Raw genomic sequence first — 21,945 nt, forward strand, 5'->3', positions numbered from 1 at the left:
TGATAAAGGGCAAATTAACGTCTGCCCGTTTTTTTGTCATCGCTGGCATGGCCTTTGTACGTACGAGTTGGCGCGAATTCGCCAAGCTTGTGTCCAACCATATCCTCAGTCACATATACCGGCACGTGTTTGCGACCATCATAGACTGCAAAAGTGTGGCCGATAAATTGCGGGAAAATGGTCGAGCGACGGGACCAAGTCTTAATAACGACCTTTTTGTTTGTCTCGTTCAGATCCTCGACTTTCTTTAGCAGATAGCCGTCGATGAACGGACCTTTCTTCAAACTGCGACCCATGTAAAATCCTCCCTTCGCATAAGCACTGGCGTGATGGCTCCATCACGCGGATTGAATCAAGCAACTATTACTTCGTACGACGACGAATAATGTATTGGCTCGATGCTTTCTTTTTCTTGCGAGTTTTGTAGCCCAGAGTCGGCTTGCCCCATGGGGACAATGGCGACTTGCGTCCGATTGGAGCGCGGCCTTCACCACCACCGTGTGGGTGATCGTTCGGGTTCATTACGACGCCGCGTACTTCAGGACGTTTGCCGAGCCAGCGGGAACGGCCAGCTTTACCGATTTTCACGAGTTCGTGATCTTCGTTGCCAACGGAACCGATTGTTGCACGGCAAGTGTTCAGGATGCGACGAACTTCGCCAGAGCTAAGACGGATCGATACATAGTCTGTTTCTTTACCCAGCAATTGAGCTTCTGTACCAGCTGCGCGAACCAATTGGCCGCCCTTGCCCGGTTTCAACTCGATATTGTGGATAACTGTACCAACTGGGATATTTTTAAGCGGCAAAGTGTTGCCGATTTTGATATCCGACTCTGGTCCGGAAACGATTTGATCGCCTACTTTAAGACCTTTCGGTGCGATGATGTAAGCTTTCGCGCCGTCAACGTAGTGAATCAGTGCGATGTTGGAAGTACGGTTCGGATCGTATTCGATCGTCGCAACGTTACCCACAACGCCATCCTTCGTACGTTTGAAATCGATGATACGATATTTACGTTTATGTCCGCCGCCATGGTGACGAACCGTAATTTTACCTTGGTTGTTACGGCCTGCTTTTTTGAAAAGCGGAGCCAGCAACGATTTCTCCGGTGTGCTTGTCGTAATCTCTTCGAAAGTAGATACGGACATGTTACGACGTGCAGGAGATGTCGGTTTGTACTTTTTGATTGGCACTTGTATTCCCTCCTTTTCTAAACAGACGTTTCAAAGAACTCAAGTTCTTTGCTGTCATCGCTCAATTGAACGATTGCTTTCTTCCAGTCAGGTCTGTAACCGCTATGTTTGCCATAACGTTTAGGTTTACCTGCAACACGCATTGTGTTAACGCCGGTTACTTTTACGTTAAAGATTTGTTCAATAGCTTGTTTGATTTCGGTTTTGTTCGCGCGAAGATCTACTTCAAACACATAACGTTTGACAGCCATGTAATCGCTCGTACGTTCCGTAATAACCGGGCGCTTGATAATATCGCGTGGATTTTTCATTACGCAAGCACCTCCTGTACTTTCTCTACTGCTTCTTTAGTGATAATCAGCTTGTCGTACACAAGCACATCACGAACATTGATGCCGTCAGCTGCGACGAACTTCACGCCAGGGATGTTGCGAGCGGACAATGCTACGTTATCTTCGTAGTTAGCCGTAACAACCAGTGCCTTGCGGTCCACTTTCAGGTTGTTAAGGATGCCTGCGAATTCTTTCGTCTTAGGAGCCGCGAATGTCAGTTGATCCAGAACAATGATGCTCTCAGCGATCACTTTGGAAGACAAAGCGGATTTGATAGCCAGACGGCGAACCTTCTTAGGCAATTTGAATCCGTATGTGCGTGGCGTTGGACCGAAGACAGTACCGCCGCCAACCCATTGCGGGGAGCGAATGCTACCTTGACGTGCGCGGCCTGTGCCTTTTTGTTTCCAAGGCTTACGACCGCCGCCGCGTACTTCGGAGCGACCTTTCGTTTTGTGCGTTCCTTGACGCTCTGCAGCTTGCTGCAGAACGACAGCGCTATGCATAACATGAGTGTTAGGCTCGATACCGAATACGCTATCTGCCAGTTCCAATTCGCCTACTTGCGAACCGCTCACATTAAATACTGTTACTTTAGGCATTTCGTGTTCCTCCTTTCCTCAAGAGCGATTAGTTCTTAACCGTTTGTTTTACTTTAACGAAGCCGTTTTTAGGACCCGGTATGGAGCCTTTGACCAGAATCACGTTGCGTTCTGTGTCGATACGGATAACTTCGAGTTTTTGAATCGTGATTGTCTCGTTGCCCATGTGACCTGGAAGGCGTTTGCCTTTCGGTACGCGGTTCGCTTGAATGGAACCCATGGAACCTGGTCCGCGGTGATAGCGGGAACCGTGAGACATTGGTCCAGTGCTTTGTCCCCAACGTTTGATAACGCCGGCAAAGCCTTTACCTTTCGAAATACCTGTTACGTCAACGAATTCGCCCTCTGCGAACAAGTCAGCTTTCACTTCCTGGCCAACTTCATACTCACCAAGGTTAATCCCGCGAATTTCACGAACGTAGCGCTTAGGAGTCGCGCCAGCTTTCTTAGCGTGGCCGATCTCTGGCTTGTTCGATCTCTTCTCTTTCTTATCGGAGAAACCAAGTTGAACAGCTTCGTAGCCGTCAGTTTCTACGTTTTTCTTCTGAAGAACCACGTTAGGACCAGCTTCGATAACCGTTACTGGAATTACGTTGCCTTCAGGAGTAAATACTTGAGTCATTCCAAGTTTTTTCCCTAAGATACCTTTCATGTTGACACCTCATTTCCTCTCTATGATCGTATATACGGTTTACAGTTTGATTTCGATATCTACACCGGATGGCAGATCCAGACGCATCAACGCATCAACCGTTTGCGGCGTAGGATTCACAATATCGATCAAGCGCTTGTGTGTGCGCATTTCGAATTGCTCACGGGAATCCTTGTACTTGTGCACCGCACGGAGAATAGTGATGATTTGCTTTTCCGTTGGCAACGGAATCGGCCCGGATACGCCTGCACCGGAACGTTTTGCAGTTTCCACGATTTTCTCAGCGGATTGGTCAAGAATTCTGTGATCGTATGCTTTCAAGCGGATACGAATCTTTTGCTTTGCCATATAAGTCCCTCCTTCTATCGCCCAATTTTTTAATCGGACATACTCCGTGAGAAAACCCTTCACAAGCTCCATGGCAAAGGAGCCGGGTGTGTCGGCAACCTCTCACATCAACGCAACGTCAGACCAACAGTCAATATTATATCGGATTGGGCGGGCATTTGCAACTAAAACTTCCTTCTTTCTGAATAATTGTTATTCACGCGGGAAACCGCGTCGTTATGGGCTTTTGAGTAAGCGAATATTGGGCCTGAAAATGATGGCGGAGCAACCCAACTGTAACGTCTTCCCGTACTAAGCACATAACTTTTATTTTAGGCCGACCTAAACGACTAAAAATCTCGTGCTGAACACATATACGGTATTTAGGTCTGTATAGCCGACTTAAAGGCGCATTTTGCTCGTCCGTATATGTTTAGGTCGGTATGATCGACCTAAATCTCTATTCTGCACGAATTTCCCCCTTTAGGTCGGTATAACCGACTTAAATGCGTATTTCGCTCGTCCGTATACGTTTAGGTCGGTATAATCGACTTAAATGCGTATTTCGCTCGTCCGTATACGTTTAGGTCGGTATAATCGACCTAAATCTCTATTCTGCACGAATTTCCCCCTTTAGGTCGGTATAACCGACTTAAATGCGTATTTCGCTCGTCCGTATACGTTTAGGTCGGTATGATCGACCTAAATCTCTATTCTGCACGAGTTTTCCCCTTTAGATCGGTATAGCCGACTTAAATGCGCATTTTGCTCGTCCGTATACGTTTAGGTCGATCTTAACGACTTTCAGCTTTATGCTGATTGCACTCACTCTCATTAGGTCGATATAGCCGACTTGGAATCTGTCATCGCATTCATTTCCGAAAGATTATATATGTGCTTGAGTGCTTAGCTGCAACAGCTCCTTAAACGAGTTTCTTCTATATAAATAGTGTAACGAAAAAAGCAGCGGCATCACACCGCTGCTTTACTCCTAACAGAATAGTTACTAATCAGACTCACTCGTTAGACTAACCAAGCACGACCCGATCGTCAGCCATCTTCTTGCCGCTAATTCTTTCGAACTCGCCGAGCAACTGCCCGACAGTAAGTCCCTTCTTCTGTTCTTCGTCTACCTGAAGAATAATTTTGCCCTTATCCATCATGATAAGTCTATTGCCGAGACGTATAGCCTGCTCCATATTGTGCGTGACCATTAACGTTGTCAGATTCAGCTCACGAACGATTTTCTCCGTCAGTGTCGTGACAAGCTCTGCACGAGCCGGATCAAGCGCAGCAGTATGCTCGTCGAGCAAAAGGATCTGCGGGCGTGTGAACGTCGCCATCAGCAAGCTGAGCGCTTGTCGTTCGCCGCCGGACAGCAGCCCTACCTTTGCCGTGATCCGATTCTCCAAACCAATACCAAGACGGCTGAGTTCTTCACGGAAAATTTTGCGAGTCCTTCCTGTAACACCAAAGGTTAGCCCACGCGCCTTGCCTCGCTTGTATGCAATAGCCAGATTTTCTTCAATCGTCATACGCGGGGCGGTTCCAGCCATAGGGTCTTGGAAAACACGGCCTATCCATCTGCTTCGATGATATTCAGATAACTGACTCACTTCAGTATCTTTGATATAAATATGTCCGGCATCAGGCTTCATCACACCCGATATAATGTTCATCAGTGTCGATTTCCCGGCACCGTTACTCCCAATGACTGTGACGAAATCACCCTGTTTCAGATGAAGGTTGGCATTTAACAAAGCTATTTTTTCGTCAACGGTACCCGGATTGAACAGCTTGGATACTCCTTGAACCATAAGCATCAGCGTTCACCCCCACTTGTCTGCTCCATAGAAGCCAACACTTCCTCTGTTCGCTTCTTAGCAGTGGATTTTGACTTGATTGCTCTGCGTACTGAAGGGATAACAAGTGCGCAAACAATAATGACTGCTGTTATCAGTTTCATGTCCTGAGCATCCAGCCATTCCACGCGCAGCGCCAATGCATAAATAATACGGTAAACAATTGCGCCTAACACAACAGCCAGAGTTGCCCTGAAAATGGTTTTGGCCCCGAAGATGGCCTCACCTATAATGACGGATGCCAAACCGATTACGATCATACCAATACCCATCGAGTTGTTAGCAGCATTTTGCGAATGCGCAATTAATGCGCCCGAACAAGCTACCAAAGCGTTGGACAATGCTACGCCCATAATAATCGTAATATCCGTATTTGCGCCAAAGCTGCGGATCATTCGGCTGTTGTCGCCGGTGGCGCGCAAGCTGAGACCCGTATTTGTCTTAAAGAACAAATCTAATCCTACCTTTGCCACTATAGCTAGAAAGAGACCTATAGAAAGCACGGTTACTCCATCAAAAAAATTAGGCTCTCCACGTAGCGATACGTTAGGTTTGCCTAATATACGAAGGTTAATGGAATATAAAGCAATCATCATAATAATGCCAGATAACAGTCCATTAATCTTTCCTTTTGTATGAAGCAATCCCGTTAGCGTTCCTGCAAGCGCCCCTCCCATAAATGCGCAAATCACCGCCAACCATGGAGGCGTTCCTGCAATGGTCATCACAGTGCCAATGGCGGCTCCGGTTGTAAAACTTCCATCTACCGTAAGATCAGGAAAGTCAAGAATCCGGAATGTAATATAGACACCTAGTGCCATAAGCGCATACAGCAATCCGCTTTCAATAGCGCCTTGTAAAGAAACGAACATGGATGATGCGCCCTCCTCTCCTATAAGTAATAACAATGGGGTGAATCAGTAGTCCGATCACCCCATAGTACTATTTCATGATTCAATGGTTCACAACCGGATTACTTAATAATGTTGTTCTCCGGGTCCTTCACATAAGCCTTCATTGCGTCCGTTACGGTAATGCCTTGATCCTCTGCTGCAGACAAGTTAAGGATAAAGTCCAATTTCTCAGGCGTACGAACATCAAGATCTCCAGGTTTCTTGCCATCTTTCAGTATCTCGACAGCCATCTGGCCTACCTCATAACCGTGATCAAAGTATTTGAATCCTACCGTCGCAAATGCGCCTTTCTCAACGGTATCCCGGTCAGCCGAGAAGAATGGAATTTTGTTTTTGTTCACTACGTCAATAATGGCTTCTACACCTTCTACAACTGTGTTATCCAACGTGACATACACTGCATCTACACGGCCAACTAATGATTGAGCCGCCTGTTGAACATCAGAGCTGTTCACAACAGCCGCTTTAACGACTTCAATGCCATGTTTAGCTAGCGCCTCTTGAGCAATGTTGGTCATAACAACTGCATTGGTCTCACCTTCATTGATGACAACACCGACTTTTTTGACATCTGGAAGCTCTTTCGCGATAAAATCCATCAGTTGGACAATGGCTGCAGGATTCGTATCAGACGCACCCGTGACATTACCACCAGGCGCTTTAAGCTGTGGTACAAGCTTTACTGCCAACGGATCTGTTACAGCTGCGAACAATACTGGCTTCTCCTTCACAGCTTCAACCAAAGCGCTACTTGTATCTGTAGCAATGCCTAGAGCCAAGTCCGCTTTACCGGAAGCAATCTTTTCAGCAATGGACTTGTAGTTGTTTGGATCGCCTTGAGCATTGTTGTAGTCTACCTTCACTTTCAGCCCTGCATCGTCAAGCGCTTTCAGAAATCCTTCGCGAGTAGCGTCTAATGAAGGATGCTCTACAATCTGGGAAATTGCGATGGTATAGTCCGCCTTCTCACTGCTGCAAGCGGCAGATACGGCCATAAGCGCCGCTAGTCCCAATCCAAGCCAAAACTTTTTTTTCATATTCAATTAACCCCTCTCTAATTATGCCTTACGATTCATTCTGATGGAAATGACCGACACATTAACACACTATTGCGCTATTGCTGTACCCAAATAAAGTCAATGTGTATGACACATCCACAAAGCTGTTGCTATTGGACAGCTTCATTAATTTATATACATATCTTATAGGTGCAAGGAATTCACGTCAATCTTAATATTAAGGAAAGCAACCCAAGAGTTATTAAAAACAAAAAACTGCCCCGAGCAAAGCTCGGAGCAGTTCTATGCTATGCAGCTCACGCTGCATCGCATTATTTTTGGATTGTAGCTACAGCGCCAGCGCCTACAGTACGACCGCCTTCACGGATGGAGAAGCGAGTTCCTTCTTCAACTGCGATTGGTGAGATCAGTTCTACAGTAACTGTGATGTTGTCGCCAGGCATTACCATTTCAGTACCTTCAGGCAGGTTGATGATACCTGTTACGTCAGTTGTACGGAAATAGAATTGTGGACGGTAGCCAGTGAAGAAAGGCTTATGACGGCCACCCTCTTCTTTAGTCAGAACGTAGATTTGAGCTGTGAAGTTCGTATGTTGCTTAACCGAACCCGGCTTAGCCAATACTTGACCACGCTCAATGTCTTTACGGTCTACACCGCGAAGCAATGCGCCAACGTTGTCGCCTGCTTGAGCGGAGTCAAGCAATTTACGGAACATCTCAACGCCCGTAACAACGGATTTGCGAGTTTCTTCTTGAAGACCGATGATTTCGATCTCGTCGCCAACTTTGATAATACCACGCTCTACGCGACCTGTAGCAACTGTACCACGGCCTGTGATTGTGAATACGTCCTCGACAGGCATAAGGAAAGGCTTAGCCGTGTCGCGCTCTGGAGTTGGGATGTAAGTGTCGACTTGTTCGAACAACTCGATGATTTTCTCAGCCCAAGGACCATCTGGGTTTTGCAGTGCTTCACGAGCAGCGCCGCGGATGATTGGAGTGTCGTCGCCTGGGAACTCGTACTCGGAAAGAAGGTCGCGAACTTCCATCTCAACCAGTTCAAGAAGCTCTTCGTCTTCAACCATGTCGCATTTGTTCAAGAATACAACGATGTAAGGAACGCCTACTTGGCGGGAGAGCAAGATGTGCTCGCGCGTTTGTGGCATTGGGCCGTCAGATGCGGATACAACCAGGATTGCTCCGTCCATTTGAGCCGCGCCAGTGATCATGTTTTTAACATAGTCGGCGTGACCTGGGCAGTCAACGTGAGCGTAGTGACGGTTAGGAGTCTCATACTCAACGTGAGCTGTGGAGATAGTGATACCGCGCTCGCGCTCTTCTGGAGCTTTATCGATTTGGTCGAATGCGATTGCCGCGCCGCCGTATTTTTTGGAAAGTACAGTTGTAATCGCAGCAGTCAGTGTTGTTTTACCATGGTCAACGTGACCGATTGTACCGATGTTAACATGCGGTTTGTTACGTTCAAATTTTGCCTTAGCCATTGAACTGAGTCCTCCTCAATATAACTTGATATTTTTTATGGGTGGGCCGACACCGAGAGTGCAAGCATACCTGATGACGGCCAATTAAAAACATTTGTTGCAGTGGGACTTCGAGTAAAATTACTCTCCGCCTTTATGCTTGGAGATGATCTCTTCGGAGATCGACTTAGGAACTTCTTCGTAGTGAGAAAGCTCCATCGAGAATACGCCGCGTCCTTGTGTACCGGAACGAAGTGTAGTGGAATAACCAAACATCTCGGAGAGAGGCACCTTAGCACGGATAATTTGCGCGCCACCGCGCGCATCCATACCTTCGATACGACCACGACGGGAGTTCAGCATGCCCATTACGTCGCCCATGTACTCTTCAGGAACAGTAACTTCAACCTTCATGATTGGCTCAAGAAGGACAGGCTTACATTTTTCTTTCGCAGCTTTAAGCGCCAGGGAACCTGCAATCTTAAACGCCATCTCCGAGGAATCGACGTCATGGTAGGAACCATCGACAACAGTAGCTTTGATATCAACGAGCGGGAAGCCAGCGATAACGCCGTTCTTCATCGACTCTTCGATACCAGCCTGGATCGGAGCGATAAATTCACGAGGAATTGATCCACCCACGACTTTGCTTTCGAAGATAAAGCCTGTACCAGCCTCTTGAGGTTGGAACTCAACCCAACAATGACCGAACTGACCTTTACCACCGGACTGACGAACGAACTTACCTTCAACCTTAGCCGCTTGGCGGAAAGTTTCACGGTAAGCAACCTGAGGTTTACCAACATTCGTCTCAACTTTGAATTCACGAAGCATACGGTCAACGAGGATCTCAAGGTGAAGCTCACCCATACCCGCGATGATCGTTTGGTTCGTTTCTTCGTCTGTATAAGCACGGAATGTAGGATCTTCCTCAGCGAGCTTGGAGATTGCAACGCCAAGTTTATCTTGGTCTGCTTTCGTCTTAGGCTCGATAGCGATTTGGATAACTGGCTCAGGGAAGTTCATCGATTCAAGAACGATTGGGGACTTCTCGTCACACAGCGTATCACCTGTAGTTGTATCCTTCAGACCTACTGCAGCTGCAATATCGCCCGAGTGTACTTCGGAGATCTCTTGACGGCTATTCGCATGCATCTGCAGAATCCGGCCAATCCGCTCACGCTTGTTCTTAGTTGCATTAAGAACATACGAACCGGACTTCAGGACACCAGAGTATACACGGAAGAACGTCAAACGACCAACGTAAGGGTCTGTCATGATTTTGAATGCCAGAGCCGAGAACGGCTCGGAATCAGATGAAAGACGAACTGCTTCTTCACCGTCTTCAAGCGTACCTTTGATTGCTGGTACGTCAACCGGTGCAGGCAGGTAGTCAACAACTGCATCCAATACCAATTGAACACCTTTGTTACGGTACGAGGAGCCTGCAACAACTGGGAAGATCTTAACTTCGCAAACACCTTTACGAAGGACTGCTTTCAGTTCTGGAATCGTAATTTCTTCGCCTTCCAGATACTTCATCATCAGTTCCTCATCCAGTTCAGCAACTTTCTCTACCAGCTCAAGACGAAGTTCTTCGACTTGCTCTTTGTACTCAGCCGGAATCTCGGATTGGATCGGATCCTTACCAAGATCGTCTTTGTACGTATACGCTACGCGCTCGATGATGTCGATTACGCCAACGAAGTCGGATTCAGCGCCGATTGGCAACTGAATAGCAACGGCATTTGCTTGCAGACGCTCACGCATGTCTTTAACAACATTCAGGTAGTCTGCGCCGATGATATCCATCTTGTTAACATAAGCGATCCGAGGAACGCCATAACGGTCAGCTTGACGCCATACAGTCTCAGACTGTGGCTCAACGCCTTCTTTCGCACTGAAAACACCAACGGCCCCGTCCAATACGCGTAGGGAACGTTCAACTTCTACTGTGAAGTCAACGTGACCTGGGGTATCGATGATATTAATGCGGTTACCCTTCCATTGAGCGGTTGTCGCGGCAGACGTAATCGTGATGCCGCGCTCTTGTTCTTGCTCCATCCAGTCCATCGTAGCTGCACCTTCGTGCACCTCGCCGATTTTGTGGGTACGGCCTGTGAAGAACAAGATCCGTTCAGTAGTTGTGGTTTTACCAGCGTCAATATGCGCCATAATACCGATATTACGCGTATTTTCCAAGGAGAACTCTCTTGCCATGAATATGTCTCCTCTCGTTAATGGTTATCCTACCAACGGTAGTGAGCAAACGCTTTGTTTGCTTCAGCCATTTTGTGCGTGTCTTCACGCTTTTTAACGGATGCGCCAGTGTTGTTGGAAGCATCCAGAATTTCAGCAGCCAAACGTTCTGTCATCGTTTTCTCGCCGCGGTTACGCGAGTAGTTCACGAGCCAACGAAGACCAAGAGCCGTACGGCGCTCAGGCTTAACCTCGATTGGTACTTGGTAGTTAGAGCCGCCTACACGACGAGCTTTAACCTCAAGAACCGGCATAATGTTTTTCAAAGCTGCTTCGAACACTTCCATTGGATCTTTTCCCGAGCGTTCTTGGATCAGTTTGAATGCATCATATAACAATGTTTGTGCAGTGCCTCTCTTACCGTCGATCATAATACGGTTGATTAGGCGGGTAACCAGTTTGCTATTGTAAACCGGATCCGGAAGCACATCACGTTTCGTTACAGGACCTTTGCGTGGCATGAGAAAGTCCCCCTTTCTTCTAATAGTAACTTGTTCTAGCTTGTTATCAACAAGGTAGTGTTATACTTATTTCTTAACTTTTGGACGCTTAGTACCGTATTTCGAACGGGATTGGTTACGGTTGTTAACACCTGCTGTATCCAATGCGCCGCGCACGATATGGTAACGAACACCCGGAAGGTCTTTTACACGACCGCCGCGGATCAGAACCACGCTGTGCTCTTGAAGGTTATGACCGATACCTGGAATGTACGCTGTAACCTCAACACGGTTAGTCAAACGTACACGCGCATACTTACGAAGCGCGGAGTTCGGTTTTTTCGGAGTCATAGTACCTACACGAGTGCACACACCGCGTTTTTGAGGCGCGCTGATGTCAGTTGATTCACGTTTCAGAGCGTTAAAGCCTTTTTGCAAGGCTGGCGATTTCGATTTAACGACCTTCGCTTGACGTCCTTTACGAACGAGCTGGTTAATTGTTGGCATGTTGCCACCCCCTCCCTTTATTCATGTCTTTATGATGGTAGACATTTCACCCAATTTTAAGCCCACAGAGCCAGGCGGTTCATTATTGAACTTGAGTATTCCATAAGCCTAGTCGTCAGGCACACTCCGATATATTATCACTTCGCACATATACATGTCAAGCGTGAAATGGGTTGTTTTATGTCGAATAGATATCTTTACAAAAGTTTATTTTGTGATTAGATCATTGCACTCGGGCCCAGATAGACTTCATAGCTTACTCCATCAATAATTACATCGTCTGACCGGATGTTTCTAGAACGAATAATCTCCGCGCTATGCATGAGATTTGCTTTGATGAGAATGGAATGATAATAGGTAACTAGAAAGTTTAAGACTGTACTAACTGCAATGGCAGATCTCTCTGAAGGAATATGCCATGAATCTATGACAGCAACCTTCCCCGTAATAGACAAATGAATTTGTTCATAAATAATTCCTTGATCCTGCTCCAGCAGCTTGTCCGCATAAGACTCGAACGAATGCGCGTATACCTCCGCGCCATTTGCACGGATTACGATTTCGTCCTCGCTCACACTCTCTAGCTCCAAATGCGTCTCCTCGAATATCATTTCGAACTTGTCCGCCACATCCTCAATGTCGTATCTATGCTTCCACACCTTCAATACAAAATTAAAAGGACTGGACTGGCTCTTCTTTGTTTCGTCCAGGTCATCACTCAGAAAAGCCGCGATCTCAATGGGATGATCCAAATTGAGGGGCTCCTTATACTCTGTATGTCCGAATTCAACCATCTCAATGAGTTTATTGTGATGTTCATTAACCTGACCAGGATGGAGCGTCATGTACATAAAGTCTGTTGTAATGACGAGCTCTTCCGCTCCCTTTTTTTCAAATGCTGTCTGTATGCCTGCTATATTTGCATGAAAGCAGTCTGCATCGTCCTGAATCTCTAGACGCTTCCTGATTATATCCAATAGATCGTCCAACTTGTATTTGGTAGTCATATGATTCTCCTTGTTGCTGCTTAAGTGTCATGTCATATCGTTCAAATTTACCCTATTAATCGGCCCTCCGCCTGCTGCTTGTTGGATTGATTGAACCATACCTCCTTCGAATGAAGGTCTATCGCATCTTCTAGTCTACATGATAGAAAGGATTGCTTAGCGTGTCTGCAACTGCTCTATAATTTGCTCACGGCTCATTCCGCTAATTTGTTCCGTTTGTTCTAGACCAAGTGCATCTCGGATAAAGATCAGTTTGTCTCCATTTGGAGTAATCTTAACATCCTCACTGGCATTTCGCAGATAATCCAGGGTTGCAACCCCATTATCATCAAAGGAAATTTGAAATGGTAGGCTTGCCGGAACGTATTCATCAAATCCCGCGCGTGTCGTCAAAAACAACATATATGGCTTGCCTAGCTCAATCCTTTCAAAATACGGCCTTGCTCTTTTCACTTCATATAACCGATCGTCATGCCTTAATGCAATTAATTCATAGCTTAGGATGGATATAGAAATTTTTTCTTCATTCGTGCCGCCATATAAAACATGATCTACAACGAATGAGTATTCATCTGAATAGTAGTTGGATGCTCTATGTGTCGTGCCAAGTTTTTTTTCATAACGGCCTTCGACGATAAGTTCAGCTTGTTCCCATATATCCTTCAACTCTGTAGTAATGGCCTGATCCGGTACATTCAGTCGTTGCCTGTAGGCCTGGGCTTCATATTGCTCCGGCTTATGCAGCAGTTCCACCTGCTCTGCTCCATCGCTGTCTTGATGCACATAAGAAATAACGCCATAAGAGAAATGAATCGCATCCGTTCCAGCATCGTTCAAATAATAGATAACCCGGCCAACGTCGCCGCCGCCTAGCCAGTCAGGCGCTCCAGCCATTTGATTGAGCTGCTTCTTGATCGTCTCATCGTCCGTATATGTCTCCAGCTTCTCTTTGATTTCCTCTAACGTAACACGCTTCTGATCTTGTGCAAGCTCGCCAACAATGATAAGCCCTTCACGCAGCCACACACCAGGACGCATCACATCATGGGCTTTTAAAAAGTTTAATTCACTAATTTGCTCATCATTCTTCGCAAGCGCATACAATTTGTCATAGTTTGTGTATTCAGCCATATCCAGCTCATGCTCGGCTATGACCTCTTCAATCCCTTTCCTTTCCCATAACAAGGAGGCTAACAGGAGAAATGCTGCTATAGCGGATAGGGTAACGTATATTGATTTATACCTCACATTCATCGCTCCTTATATCATCATCCTGAACAAACACACTCTATTTATATACACCTATTCTGTGAGGGATAAACAGCTCTGGCTTTATGCCGCATACCGATTATATTTCTCTCCAGCTTCAACAAGTCCTCCTGATGATTGACAAAAGCTGATTGATCACCCTTCACTCCATTACTGCTTCCTTCATCTGCTTTACGCTCCAACCATATTGAAATGATAGCCAGCGCAATTAACAAGATCAGAACAAGCAGCTTTAGCGAGATGCTCTTCACTACATTCAACTCCTTTATGATGGCTATAAAGAAGCTGGTATCGCACCCTCATCTTATAGAACGCTCCACCTAACTTCAAAGTTGCCCCAAAATCTCCATTTCAACAAAAAATGGTTTATTACTAACTAGCATATTCCGCATTATGCCGTCAGGTTTCCTCCTTGGGCAAAAGAAAAGCGACACATGTATCACTCGCATAGCGTGTGAGGAACATGTGTCGCTTTATGTGAACCGTCTATAGACGATTTGTCTTACTCAACTACTACAGCTTCCGTAGCTTCGCCAAGTTCAGCTGCTTCGGTTACTTCCTCTTCAAGACCCTTGAAGCGAATGTTGCGGTAGCGCTGCATACCCGTACCAGCCGGGATCAGCTTACCGATGATAACATTCTCTTTCAGACCAAGAAGCTGGTCGACCTTGCCTTTGATTGCTGCATCTGTCAGGACACGAGTCGTCTCCTGGAAGGATGCTGCAGACAAGAACGAGTCCGTCTCAAGGGACGCTTTCGTAATACCAAGCAATACTGGCTTCGCTACCGCTGGCTCTTTGTCTGCGAAGATCGCCTCGCGGTTAGCTGATTCGTATTCATGAATGTCTACGAATGCACCTGGCAATAGAGTCGTATCGCCGGCATCGACGATGCGGATTTTGCGCAGCATTTGCTTAATCATAACCTCGACGTGCTTATCGTTGATCTCAACGCCTTGGTTACGGTATACGCGCTGTACCTCTTGCAGGATGTAGTTCTGTACGCCACGGATGCCTTTGATGCGAAGCATGTCCTTCGGATCGATCGAACCGTCTGTCAGTTCGTCGCCTGCTTCGATATGCTGGCCTTCCGCTACGCGGATACGCGAGCCGTAAGTGACTGCGTAGACCTTGGACTCGGCTTCGCCTTGTACCTCGATCTCGCGACGGTCTTTCGCTTCGCGGATTTCCTTGATGACGCCGTCAAGCTCGGAGATGATCGCTTGGCCTTTCGGATTACGAGCCTCGAAGAGCTCCTGAATACGCGGAAGACCTTGCGTGATATCGTCGCCGGCAACGCCGCCTGTATGGAACGTACGCATCGTCAGCTGTGTACCCGGCTCGCCGATCGATTGCGCCGCGATAATGCCTACCGCTTCGCCGATCTCAACGTGCTTGCCAGTCGCCAAGTTGCGGCCGTAACAGATCTTACATACGCCATGACGCGCACGACAACTAAGGACAGAGCGAATTTGTAGACGCTCTACGCCAGCATCGATGATCGCATCGGCTTTGTTCGAATCGATCAGCTCGCTGCGGTTGACGATGACTTCACCCGTCTGTGGATGACGGATCGTCTCGAATGCGTAACGACCTTCGATACGGTCATACAGATCCTCGATAACTTCTTTGCCATCCTGGATCTTGCTAACGGCGAAGCCTTTATCCGTACCGCAATCATCTTCGCGGACGATTACGTCCTGGGCAACGTCTACAAGACGACGAGTCAGGTAACCGGAGTCGGCTGTACGAAGCGCTGTATCGGCAAGACCTTTACGCGCACCGTGCGTCGAGATAAAGTACTCGAGGACCGTCAGGCCTTCACGGAAGTTCGATTTGATTGGCAACTCGATGATACGGCCGGATGGATTCGCCATCAGACCACGCATACCGCCAAGCTGTGTAATCTGGGATTTGTTACCCCGTGCTTTGGAATCCACCATGAGCATGATGTTGTTGTAACGATCCATCGATTTCATGAGGACTTCTGTAATCTCGTCCTTACATTTGCTCCAGATGCTGATGATCCGGTCATAACGCTCTTCGTTCGTAATCAGACCGCGACGGTACTGATTCATAACGATAGCGACCTTCTCGTCGGAAGCTTTCATGATTCCCGCTTTTTCCTTCGGAATAATAACGTCGGATACGCCGATCGTAATACCCGCTTTCGTGGAATACGTGAAACCAAGCTGCTTGATACGGTCCAGAATAACCGCAGTCAGCGTTGTATGGTATTGACGGAAGCACTCCGCAATAATATGACCAAGGTAATCTTTGCCTACCGCGCCCGGTGTAGCCAGGTCATCGATGAACTTCTGCAGATCGGCACCTTTTTCGTACACAAAGTACTTATCAGGCGTGCCTTGCAGCAAGTTAGACTTCGTCGCTTCATTGATGTAAGGGAAATCTTCTGGGAAGATTTCGTTGAAGATGACTTTACCCACAGTCGTAACGAGCAAGGAAGCTTGCTGTTGCTCTGTAAAGTTGGTTTTCTTCAGAACCTTTACCGGAATGAAGATACGCGCGTGCAGAGATGCGATACCGCGTTGGTAAGCGGAGATCGCTTCGTTTACCGTTGCGAACACGGAGCCTGTGCCTTTGGATTCAATGTTGTCCATCGTCAGATAGTAGCTGCCGAGAACCATATCCTGGGAAGGCGTAACAACAGGCTTGCCGTCTTTCGGGTTCAGGATGTTGCCGGATGCCAGCATGAGAAGGCGAGCTTCCGCTTGCGCTTCTGCGGACAACGGAACGTGAACGGCCATTTGGTCACCGTCGAAGTCGGCATTGTAAGCCGTACAGACGAGCGGATGAAGCTTGATGGCGCGGCCTTCAACCAGAATCGGCTCGAATGCCTGGATACCCAGTCTGTGAAGCGTAGGGGCACGGTTCAGAAGAACCGGATGCTCCTTGATCACTTCTTCAAGAACATCCCATACTTCAGGACTTACGCGCTCAACTTTACGTTTTGCGCTCTTGATGTTGTGAGCGAGACCTTTGTTCACAAGCTCCTTCATCACGAAAGGCTTGAACAGCTCCAGCGCCATTTCCTTCGGTAGGCCGCACTGGAACATTTTCAGGTTAGGACCTACGACGATAACAGAACGACCAGAATAGTCGACACGTTTACCGAGCAAGTTCTGACGGAAACGTCCTTGCTTACCCTTCAGCATGTGGCTGAGGGATTTCAGAGGTCGGTTGCCTGGTCCTGTAACCGGACGACCGCGACGGCCGTTGTCGATCAAGGCGTCAACCGCTTCCTGAAGCATACGTTTCTCATTCTGTACGATAATGTCCGGAGCGCCCAGATCAAGCAGACGTTTCAGACGGTTGTTCCGGTTAATAACACGGCGGTACAAGTCATTCAGGTCAGAGGTCGCGAAGCGGCCGCCATCCAACTGTACCATCGGACGAAGCTCCGGCGGGATAACCGGCAGTACGTCAAGAATCATCCACTCCGGCTGATTGCCCGAGTTGCGGAATGCTTCAATAACTTCAAGACGCTTAATCGCGCGGTTACGGCGTTGGCCTTGTGCCGTGCGAAGATCTTCCTTCAGCTTCTCAAGCTCACGCTCGACTTCGATGTCTTGAAGCAGCTTCTTAACCGCTTCAGCACCCATGCCGGCTTGGAATCCGTAGCCATACTTTTCACGGTAGCTGCGGTATTCCTTCTCGGAAAGGAGCTGTTTTTTCTCAAGCGGCGTATCGCCTGGGTCCGTCACGACATAAGATGCGAAATAGATGATCTCCTCAAGGGAACGAGGGGACATATCCAGTGCAAGACCCATGCGGCTCGGAATACCTTTGAAGTACCAGATATGGGATACAGGAGCTGCAAGCTCGATGTGGCCCATACGTTCACGGCGTACTTTTGCACGAGTAACTTCTACTCCGCAGCGATCGCAGACTACGCCTTTATAGCGTACACGCTTGTACTTACCGCAATGACATTCCCAATCCTTGGTCGGTCCAAAAATCTTCTCGCAGAAGAGACCTTCCTTCTCGGGCTTTAGCGTTCTGTAGTTAATGGTTTCCGGCTTCTTGACTTCTCCGCGGGACCACGAGCGAATTTTATCCGGCGAAGCCAGACCAATTTTCATATACTCGAAGTTGTTCACGTCCAACAAGGAGCAACCCTCCTTCGTCATGTATGACTGTGTCTTATAAGAAGCTGAACTTCAATTGCGGGGCCGCCGAAGCAGCTCCCAATTGAAGCTCAGTCATCGTGTTATTCAACGCCTGCTTCTGCGCCTTCTAGGTTGAGGTTGAGCTTGTCGCCAGTTGCCTCATCTTCATCATCGATTTCTTTCATTTCGATCTCTTCTTCATTCTCGGTCAGGATCTTTACGTCCATGCCCAAGCTTTGAAGCTCTTTGATCAATACTTTGAACGACTCAGGAACGCCTGGCTCCGGTACATTCTCGCCCTTGACAATCGATTCGTACGTCTTCACACGGCCGACCACGTCGTCGGATTTGACTGTAAGAATCTCTTGCAGTGTATAGGCTGCGCCGTAGGCCTCGAGCGCCCAAACCTCCATCTCACCGAAACGCTGTCCGCCGAACTGGGCTTTACCGCCGAGTGGCTGCTGCGTAACAAGCGAGTAAGGACCCGTAGAACGGGCATGGATTTTGTCGTCAACCATGTGCGCCAGCTTGATCATATACATGACGCCGACGGTTACTTCACGTTCGAAGGATTCGCCTGTACGTCCGTCATAAAGAACCGTCTTACCGTTACGTTGCATGCCGGCTTCTTCCATCGTATCGAATACGTCGTTCTCACGAGCGCCGTCGAATACAGGAGTAGCAGCGTGCAGACCTAAGTGCTTGCACGCCATGCCAAGGTGAACTTCGAGCGCCTGGCCGATGTTCATCCGGGAAGGTACGCCCAGCGGGTTCAGAACGACTTCTACAGGCGTTCCGTCCGGCAAGAACGGCATATCCTCTTCCGGCATGATGCGGGCGATAACACCCTTGTTACCGTGACGTCCGGCCATTTTATCGCCTTCAGAGATTTTACGCTTCTGAGCGATATAAGCGCGGACCAGTTGATTAACGCCAGGAGGCAGCTCATCACCGTTCTCGCGTGTGAATACCTTCACGTCTACGACGATACCGTCCGTACCATGCGGTACGCGCAGCGACGTATCGCGAACCTCGCGAGCCTTTTCGCCGAAGATCGCATGAAGCAATCTCTCTTCAGCTGTCAGTTCCGTTACGCCCTTCGGTGTTACTTTACCTACTAGGATGTCGCCTGCGCTAATCTCGGCACCGACGCGGATAATGCCGCGCTCGTCGAGATTGCGAAGCGCTTCTTCACCCACGTTCGGGATATCGCGCGTAATTTCCTCAGGTCCCAGCTTCGTATCGCGGGCTTCGGATTCATATTCTTCAATGTGAATGGAAGTGTAGACATCTTCCTTCACGAGTTTCTCGCTAAGCAGGATCGCATCCTCGTAGTTGTACCCTTCCCAAGTCATGAAGGCTACGACAACGTTGCGTCCGAGTGCCAATTCGCCCATCTCAGTGGATGGACCGTCTGCCATGATGTCGCCTTTCTTGATGACATCGCCCTTGCGGACAAGCGGACGTTGGTTAATGCATGTTCCTTGGTTGGAACGCATGAACTTATGCAGTTTGTGCTTGATCAGATCGCCAGTCACTTGCTTGCCGTCAATCGTCTCTACGCGGCGCAGCCAAATCTCGTTCGCAGACGCGCGCTCAATGACGCCGTCATACTTGGCAACGATACATACGCCAGAATCCTTTGCAGCCTTATGCTCCATTCCTGTGCCGACAAGCGGCGCTTTCGGAATAAGAAGCGGAACGGCCTGCCGCTGCATGTTCGAGCCCATCAGGGCGCGGTTGGAGTCGTCATTCTCAAGGAACGGAATGAGCGCCGTTGCAACCGATACAACCTGCTTAGGTGATACGTCCATGTAGTCAACACGATCGCTAGGCATAGTCAGGATGTTGTCAGCCTGTTTATTGTAACGGACAATCGTCTGCTCATCCGCGAACTTGGAGTCAGCGGTCAACCGTGCATTCGCCTGAGCGATAACGTAGTTGTCCTCTTCATCTGCCGTCAGATAAGCAATCTGCTCGGTTACCGTGCCTGTTTTCGGATCAACCCAACGATATGGTGCTTCGATAAAACCATATTCGTTAATGCGAGCGAACGTGGACAAGGAGTTGATCAGACCGATATTCGGACCCTCCGGCGTCTCAATTGGACACATACGGCCATAGTGAGAGTGATGGACGTCACGAACTTCGAAGCCTGCGCGCTCACGCGTCAGACCGCCAGGTCCGAGTGCGGACAGACGGCGCTTATGCGTAAGTTCCGCTAGCGGGTTCGTCTGATCCATGAACTGGGACAGCTGGGATGAACCAAAGAACTCTTTGATCGATGCGATAACGGGACGAATATTGATCAGCGCTTGAGGCGTGATCGCATTCGCGTCCTGAATGGACATCCGCTCGCGTACGACACGTTCCATACGGGATAGACCGATACGGAATTGGTTCTGCAGCAATTCGCCAACAGAGCGCAGACGACGGTTGCCCAGATGGTCAATATCGTCCGTGCTGCCAACGCCATGCAGCAGGTTGATGAAATAGTTAATCGACGAAATGATGTCCGCAGGCGTAATATGCTTAACGGATTTGTCGATAATACCATTGGCGATAACTTTAATTACTTTATTATCGTCCAGCGGCGAGAATACACTGATCGCTTGTAGTGGAATACTATCAGCATCCAATACACCGTTAGCCACATGGTATGTCTTAAAGCCTACGTCGCTCTCGAGCTTGTCGAGAATCTCATCCAGAAGACGACGGTCAATCATCTGGCCGGACTCTGCGATGATCTCGCCTGTGGACGGATCAACCAGATTCTCTGCAAGACGCTGATTGAACAGGCGGTTCTTGATGTGCAGCTTCTTGTTTATCTTGTAACGGCCGACATTGGCCAGGTCATATCGTTTCGGGTCAAAGAAGCGCGCGACCAAGAGACTCTTCGCATTGTCCAAGGTAGGAGGCTCGCCCGGACGAAGACGCTCATAAATTTCAATCAGCGCTTTCTCCGTAGAATCCGTGCTATCCTTGTCCAGCGTATTGCGAATGTACTCGTCATGGCCGAGCAATTCCAAAATTTCCGCGTCTGTGCCAAAGCCTAGTGAACGCAAAAGCACCGTTACCGGTATTTTCCGGGTCCGGTCGATACGAACGTAAATAATGTCTTTGGCGTCTGTCTCCAGCTCCAGCCAAGCGCCACGGTTCGGAATAACCGTTGCCGTGTACGTTTTCTTCCCGTTCTTATCAACCTTCGTGCTGAAGTACACACTTGGGGAGCGAACCAATTGGCTGACGATAACGCGCTCGGCGCCGTTAATAATAAACGTGCCTGTCTCCGTCATCAGCGGGAAATCACCCATGAACACTTCTTGTTCCTTAACCTCGCCCGTTTCCTTATTGAACAGACGAACCTTCACGCGCAGCGGTGCCGCATACGTCACGTCGCGCTCTTTTGATTCATCCACCGAATATTTCGGCTCGCCCAAGTTATAATCGATAAACTCAAGCGATAGATTACCCGTAAAGTCCGAAATCGGCGAGATATCCTGGAACAGCTCAATCAGATCCGTCTCCAGAAACTTCTCATACGATTTTTGTTGGATTTCAATCAGGTTCGGGACTTCCAGCACCTCGTTGATCCGAGCGTAGCTTCTCCGCGTCCGCCGACCATACTGAACAAGTTGTCCTGCCAACTTAACCTCACCCCTCATGTCTGTCTCACAGCATCGATACTTCGCTGCGTTACCCAGGCGGCATCAACCGCCTCTATAGATAAATAAAGAAAAGCCCTTATCGAATAGTGTTCGAAAAAAGAGCATGTTTCCGGCAGCTACCATTCACAGCGCGGGTGCGATGGTGTCATATCAAGTAATTTTGCCCAAAATGTAAACATTATACGTCAATTGCCACAAAAGTATGCATTCCGCGCTTAAAATTTGCACTTGACATTTTAGTTGACTAAAGAGATTTCGAGCAATTTTATGCTGACATTTAATA

The 21,945-nt window shown here is 48.2% G+C and carries 18 protein-coding genes; all 18 read right to left on the reverse strand.

Going from position 1 to position 21,945, the window contains the following annotated elements; translation table 11 throughout:
* Positions 1 to 14: 14 nt before the first annotated feature.
* Positions 15 to 296 carry a 30S ribosomal protein S19 gene (gene rpsS / locus DX130_RS25760; protein ID WP_068679361.1) on the reverse strand — a complete coding sequence of 94 codons (282 nt, stop codon included), beginning with the start codon at positions 294 to 296 and terminating at the stop codon, positions 15 to 17.
* 67 nt (positions 297 to 363) lie between these two features.
* Positions 364 to 1,194, reverse strand: coding sequence for a 50S ribosomal protein L2 (gene rplB, locus DX130_RS25765; protein WP_116050243.1), 831 nt, complete (start codon positions 1,192 to 1,194; stop codon positions 364 to 366).
* A 17-nt stretch (positions 1,195 to 1,211) separates the two neighbouring features.
* The gene (gene rplW, locus DX130_RS25770; protein ID WP_116050244.1) at positions 1,212 to 1,505 is read right to left on the reverse strand and encodes a 50S ribosomal protein L23; all 294 of its coding nucleotides are present in this window, start codon (positions 1,503 to 1,505) and stop codon (positions 1,212 to 1,214) included.
* Positions 1,505 to 2,128, reverse strand: coding sequence for a 50S ribosomal protein L4 (gene rplD / locus DX130_RS25775; RefSeq protein ID WP_116050246.1), 624 nt, complete (start codon positions 2,126 to 2,128; stop codon positions 1,505 to 1,507). The genes rplW and rplD overlap by 1 nt, the downstream gene beginning before the upstream one ends.
* 28 nt (positions 2,129 to 2,156) lie before the next feature.
* On the reverse strand, positions 2,157 to 2,780 hold the full coding sequence (rplC, locus tag DX130_RS25780; RefSeq protein ID WP_116050247.1) for a 50S ribosomal protein L3: 624 nt from the start codon (positions 2,778 to 2,780) through the stop codon (positions 2,157 to 2,159).
* A gap of 39 nt (positions 2,781 to 2,819) precedes the next feature.
* A complete protein-coding gene (gene rpsJ / locus DX130_RS25785; RefSeq protein ID WP_005544556.1) occupies positions 2,820 to 3,128 on the reverse strand; it encodes a 30S ribosomal protein S10 in 309 nt (102 codons plus the stop codon).
* 1,007 nt (positions 3,129 to 4,135) lie between these two features.
* Complete coding sequence (locus DX130_RS25790; protein ID WP_116050249.1) at positions 4,136 to 4,930, reverse strand: ABC transporter ATP-binding protein; 795 nt, start codon at positions 4,928 to 4,930, stop codon at positions 4,136 to 4,138.
* Positions 4,930 to 5,841 carry an ABC transporter permease gene (locus tag DX130_RS25795; protein ID WP_116050251.1) on the reverse strand — a complete coding sequence of 304 codons (912 nt, stop codon included), beginning with the start codon at positions 5,839 to 5,841 and terminating at the stop codon, positions 4,930 to 4,932. The genes DX130_RS25790 and DX130_RS25795 overlap by 1 nt, the downstream gene beginning before the upstream one ends.
* Positions 5,842 to 5,942: 101 nt before the next feature.
* Positions 5,943 to 6,920, reverse strand: coding sequence for an ABC transporter substrate-binding protein (locus tag DX130_RS25800; protein WP_116050252.1), 978 nt, complete (start codon positions 6,918 to 6,920; stop codon positions 5,943 to 5,945).
* A gap of 293 nt (positions 6,921 to 7,213) precedes the next feature.
* Entirely contained in the window at positions 7,214 to 8,404 is a 1,191-nt protein-coding gene (gene tuf / locus DX130_RS25805; protein WP_116050254.1) for an elongation factor Tu, read from the reverse strand.
* A 120-nt stretch (positions 8,405 to 8,524) separates the two neighbouring features.
* Positions 8,525 to 10,603: an elongation factor G gene (gene fusA, locus DX130_RS25810; RefSeq protein WP_116050256.1), complete on the reverse strand. Its 2,079-nt coding sequence runs from the start codon at positions 10,601 to 10,603 to the stop codon at positions 8,525 to 8,527.
* 29 nt (positions 10,604 to 10,632) lie between these two features.
* Entirely contained in the window at positions 10,633 to 11,103 is a 471-nt protein-coding gene (gene rpsG, locus DX130_RS25815; protein ID WP_116050258.1) for a 30S ribosomal protein S7, read from the reverse strand.
* Positions 11,104 to 11,169: 66 nt separating this feature from the next.
* Entirely contained in the window at positions 11,170 to 11,589 is a 420-nt protein-coding gene (gene rpsL, locus DX130_RS25820; protein ID WP_116050260.1) for a 30S ribosomal protein S12, read from the reverse strand.
* Positions 11,590 to 11,807: 218 nt separating this feature from the next.
* Positions 11,808 to 12,596 carry a hypothetical protein gene (locus DX130_RS25825; protein WP_116050262.1) on the reverse strand — a complete coding sequence of 263 codons (789 nt, stop codon included), beginning with the start codon at positions 12,594 to 12,596 and terminating at the stop codon, positions 11,808 to 11,810.
* 156 nt (positions 12,597 to 12,752) lie between these two features.
* Positions 12,753 to 13,844 (reverse strand): hypothetical protein, encoded by a 1,092-nt coding sequence (locus tag DX130_RS25830; RefSeq protein ID WP_116050263.1) that lies wholly within the window; start codon positions 13,842 to 13,844, stop codon positions 12,753 to 12,755.
* Positions 13,845 to 13,888: 44 nt separating this feature from the next.
* A complete protein-coding gene (locus DX130_RS25835; RefSeq protein ID WP_116050265.1) occupies positions 13,889 to 14,116 on the reverse strand; it encodes a hypothetical protein in 228 nt (75 codons plus the stop codon).
* Positions 14,117 to 14,367: 251 nt separating this feature from the next.
* Positions 14,368 to 17,994: a DNA-directed RNA polymerase subunit beta' gene (rpoC, locus tag DX130_RS25840; RefSeq protein WP_116050267.1), complete on the reverse strand. Its 3,627-nt coding sequence runs from the start codon at positions 17,992 to 17,994 to the stop codon at positions 14,368 to 14,370.
* 101 nt (positions 17,995 to 18,095) lie between these two features.
* Complete coding sequence (rpoB, locus tag DX130_RS25845; protein WP_116050268.1) at positions 18,096 to 21,641, reverse strand: DNA-directed RNA polymerase subunit beta; 3,546 nt, start codon at positions 21,639 to 21,641, stop codon at positions 18,096 to 18,098.
* Positions 21,642 to 21,945: the final 304 nt, after the last annotated feature.

This window comes from Paenibacillus paeoniae (assembly GCF_003388735.1).
GTDB classification, from domain to species: domain Bacteria; phylum Bacillota; class Bacilli; order Paenibacillales; family Paenibacillaceae; genus Pristimantibacillus; species Pristimantibacillus paeoniae.

Excerpts from the sequence above, each read along its gene's own strand:
- rpsS (WP_068679361.1), bottom strand. The coding sequence starts at position 296 with ATGGGTCGCAGTTTGAAGAAAGGTCCGTTCATCGACGGCTATCTGCTA.
- rplW (WP_116050244.1), bottom strand. The coding sequence starts at position 1,505 with ATGAAAAATCCACGCGATATTATCAAGCGCCCGGTTATTACGGAACGT.
- rplD (WP_116050246.1), bottom strand. The coding sequence starts at position 2,128 with ATGCCTAAAGTAACAGTATTTAATGTGAGCGGTTCGCAAGTAGGCGAA.
- rplC (WP_116050247.1), bottom strand. The coding sequence starts at position 2,780 with ATGAAAGGTATCTTAGGGAAAAAACTTGGAATGACTCAAGTATTTACT.
- rpsJ (WP_005544556.1), bottom strand. The coding sequence starts at position 3,128 with ATGGCAAAGCAAAAGATTCGTATCCGCTTGAAAGCATACGATCACAGA.
- DX130_RS25790 (WP_116050249.1), bottom strand. The coding sequence starts at position 4,930 with ATGCTTATGGTTCAAGGAGTATCCAAGCTGTTCAATCCGGGTACCGTT.
- DX130_RS25795 (WP_116050251.1), bottom strand. The coding sequence starts at position 5,841 with ATGTTCGTTTCTTTACAAGGCGCTATTGAAAGCGGATTGCTGTATGCG.
- DX130_RS25800 (WP_116050252.1), bottom strand. The coding sequence starts at position 6,920 with ATGAAAAAAAAGTTTTGGCTTGGATTGGGACTAGCGGCGCTTATGGCC.
- tuf (WP_116050254.1), bottom strand. The coding sequence starts at position 8,404 with ATGGCTAAGGCAAAATTTGAACGTAACAAACCGCATGTTAACATCGGT.
- fusA (WP_116050256.1), bottom strand. The coding sequence starts at position 10,603 with ATGGCAAGAGAGTTCTCCTTGGAAAATACGCGTAATATCGGTATTATG.
- rpsG (WP_116050258.1), bottom strand. The coding sequence starts at position 11,103 with ATGCCACGCAAAGGTCCTGTAACGAAACGTGATGTGCTTCCGGATCCG.
- rpsL (WP_116050260.1), bottom strand. The coding sequence starts at position 11,589 with ATGCCAACAATTAACCAGCTCGTTCGTAAAGGACGTCAAGCGAAGGTC.
- DX130_RS25825 (WP_116050262.1), bottom strand. The coding sequence starts at position 12,596 with ATGACTACCAAATACAAGTTGGACGATCTATTGGATATAATCAGGAAG.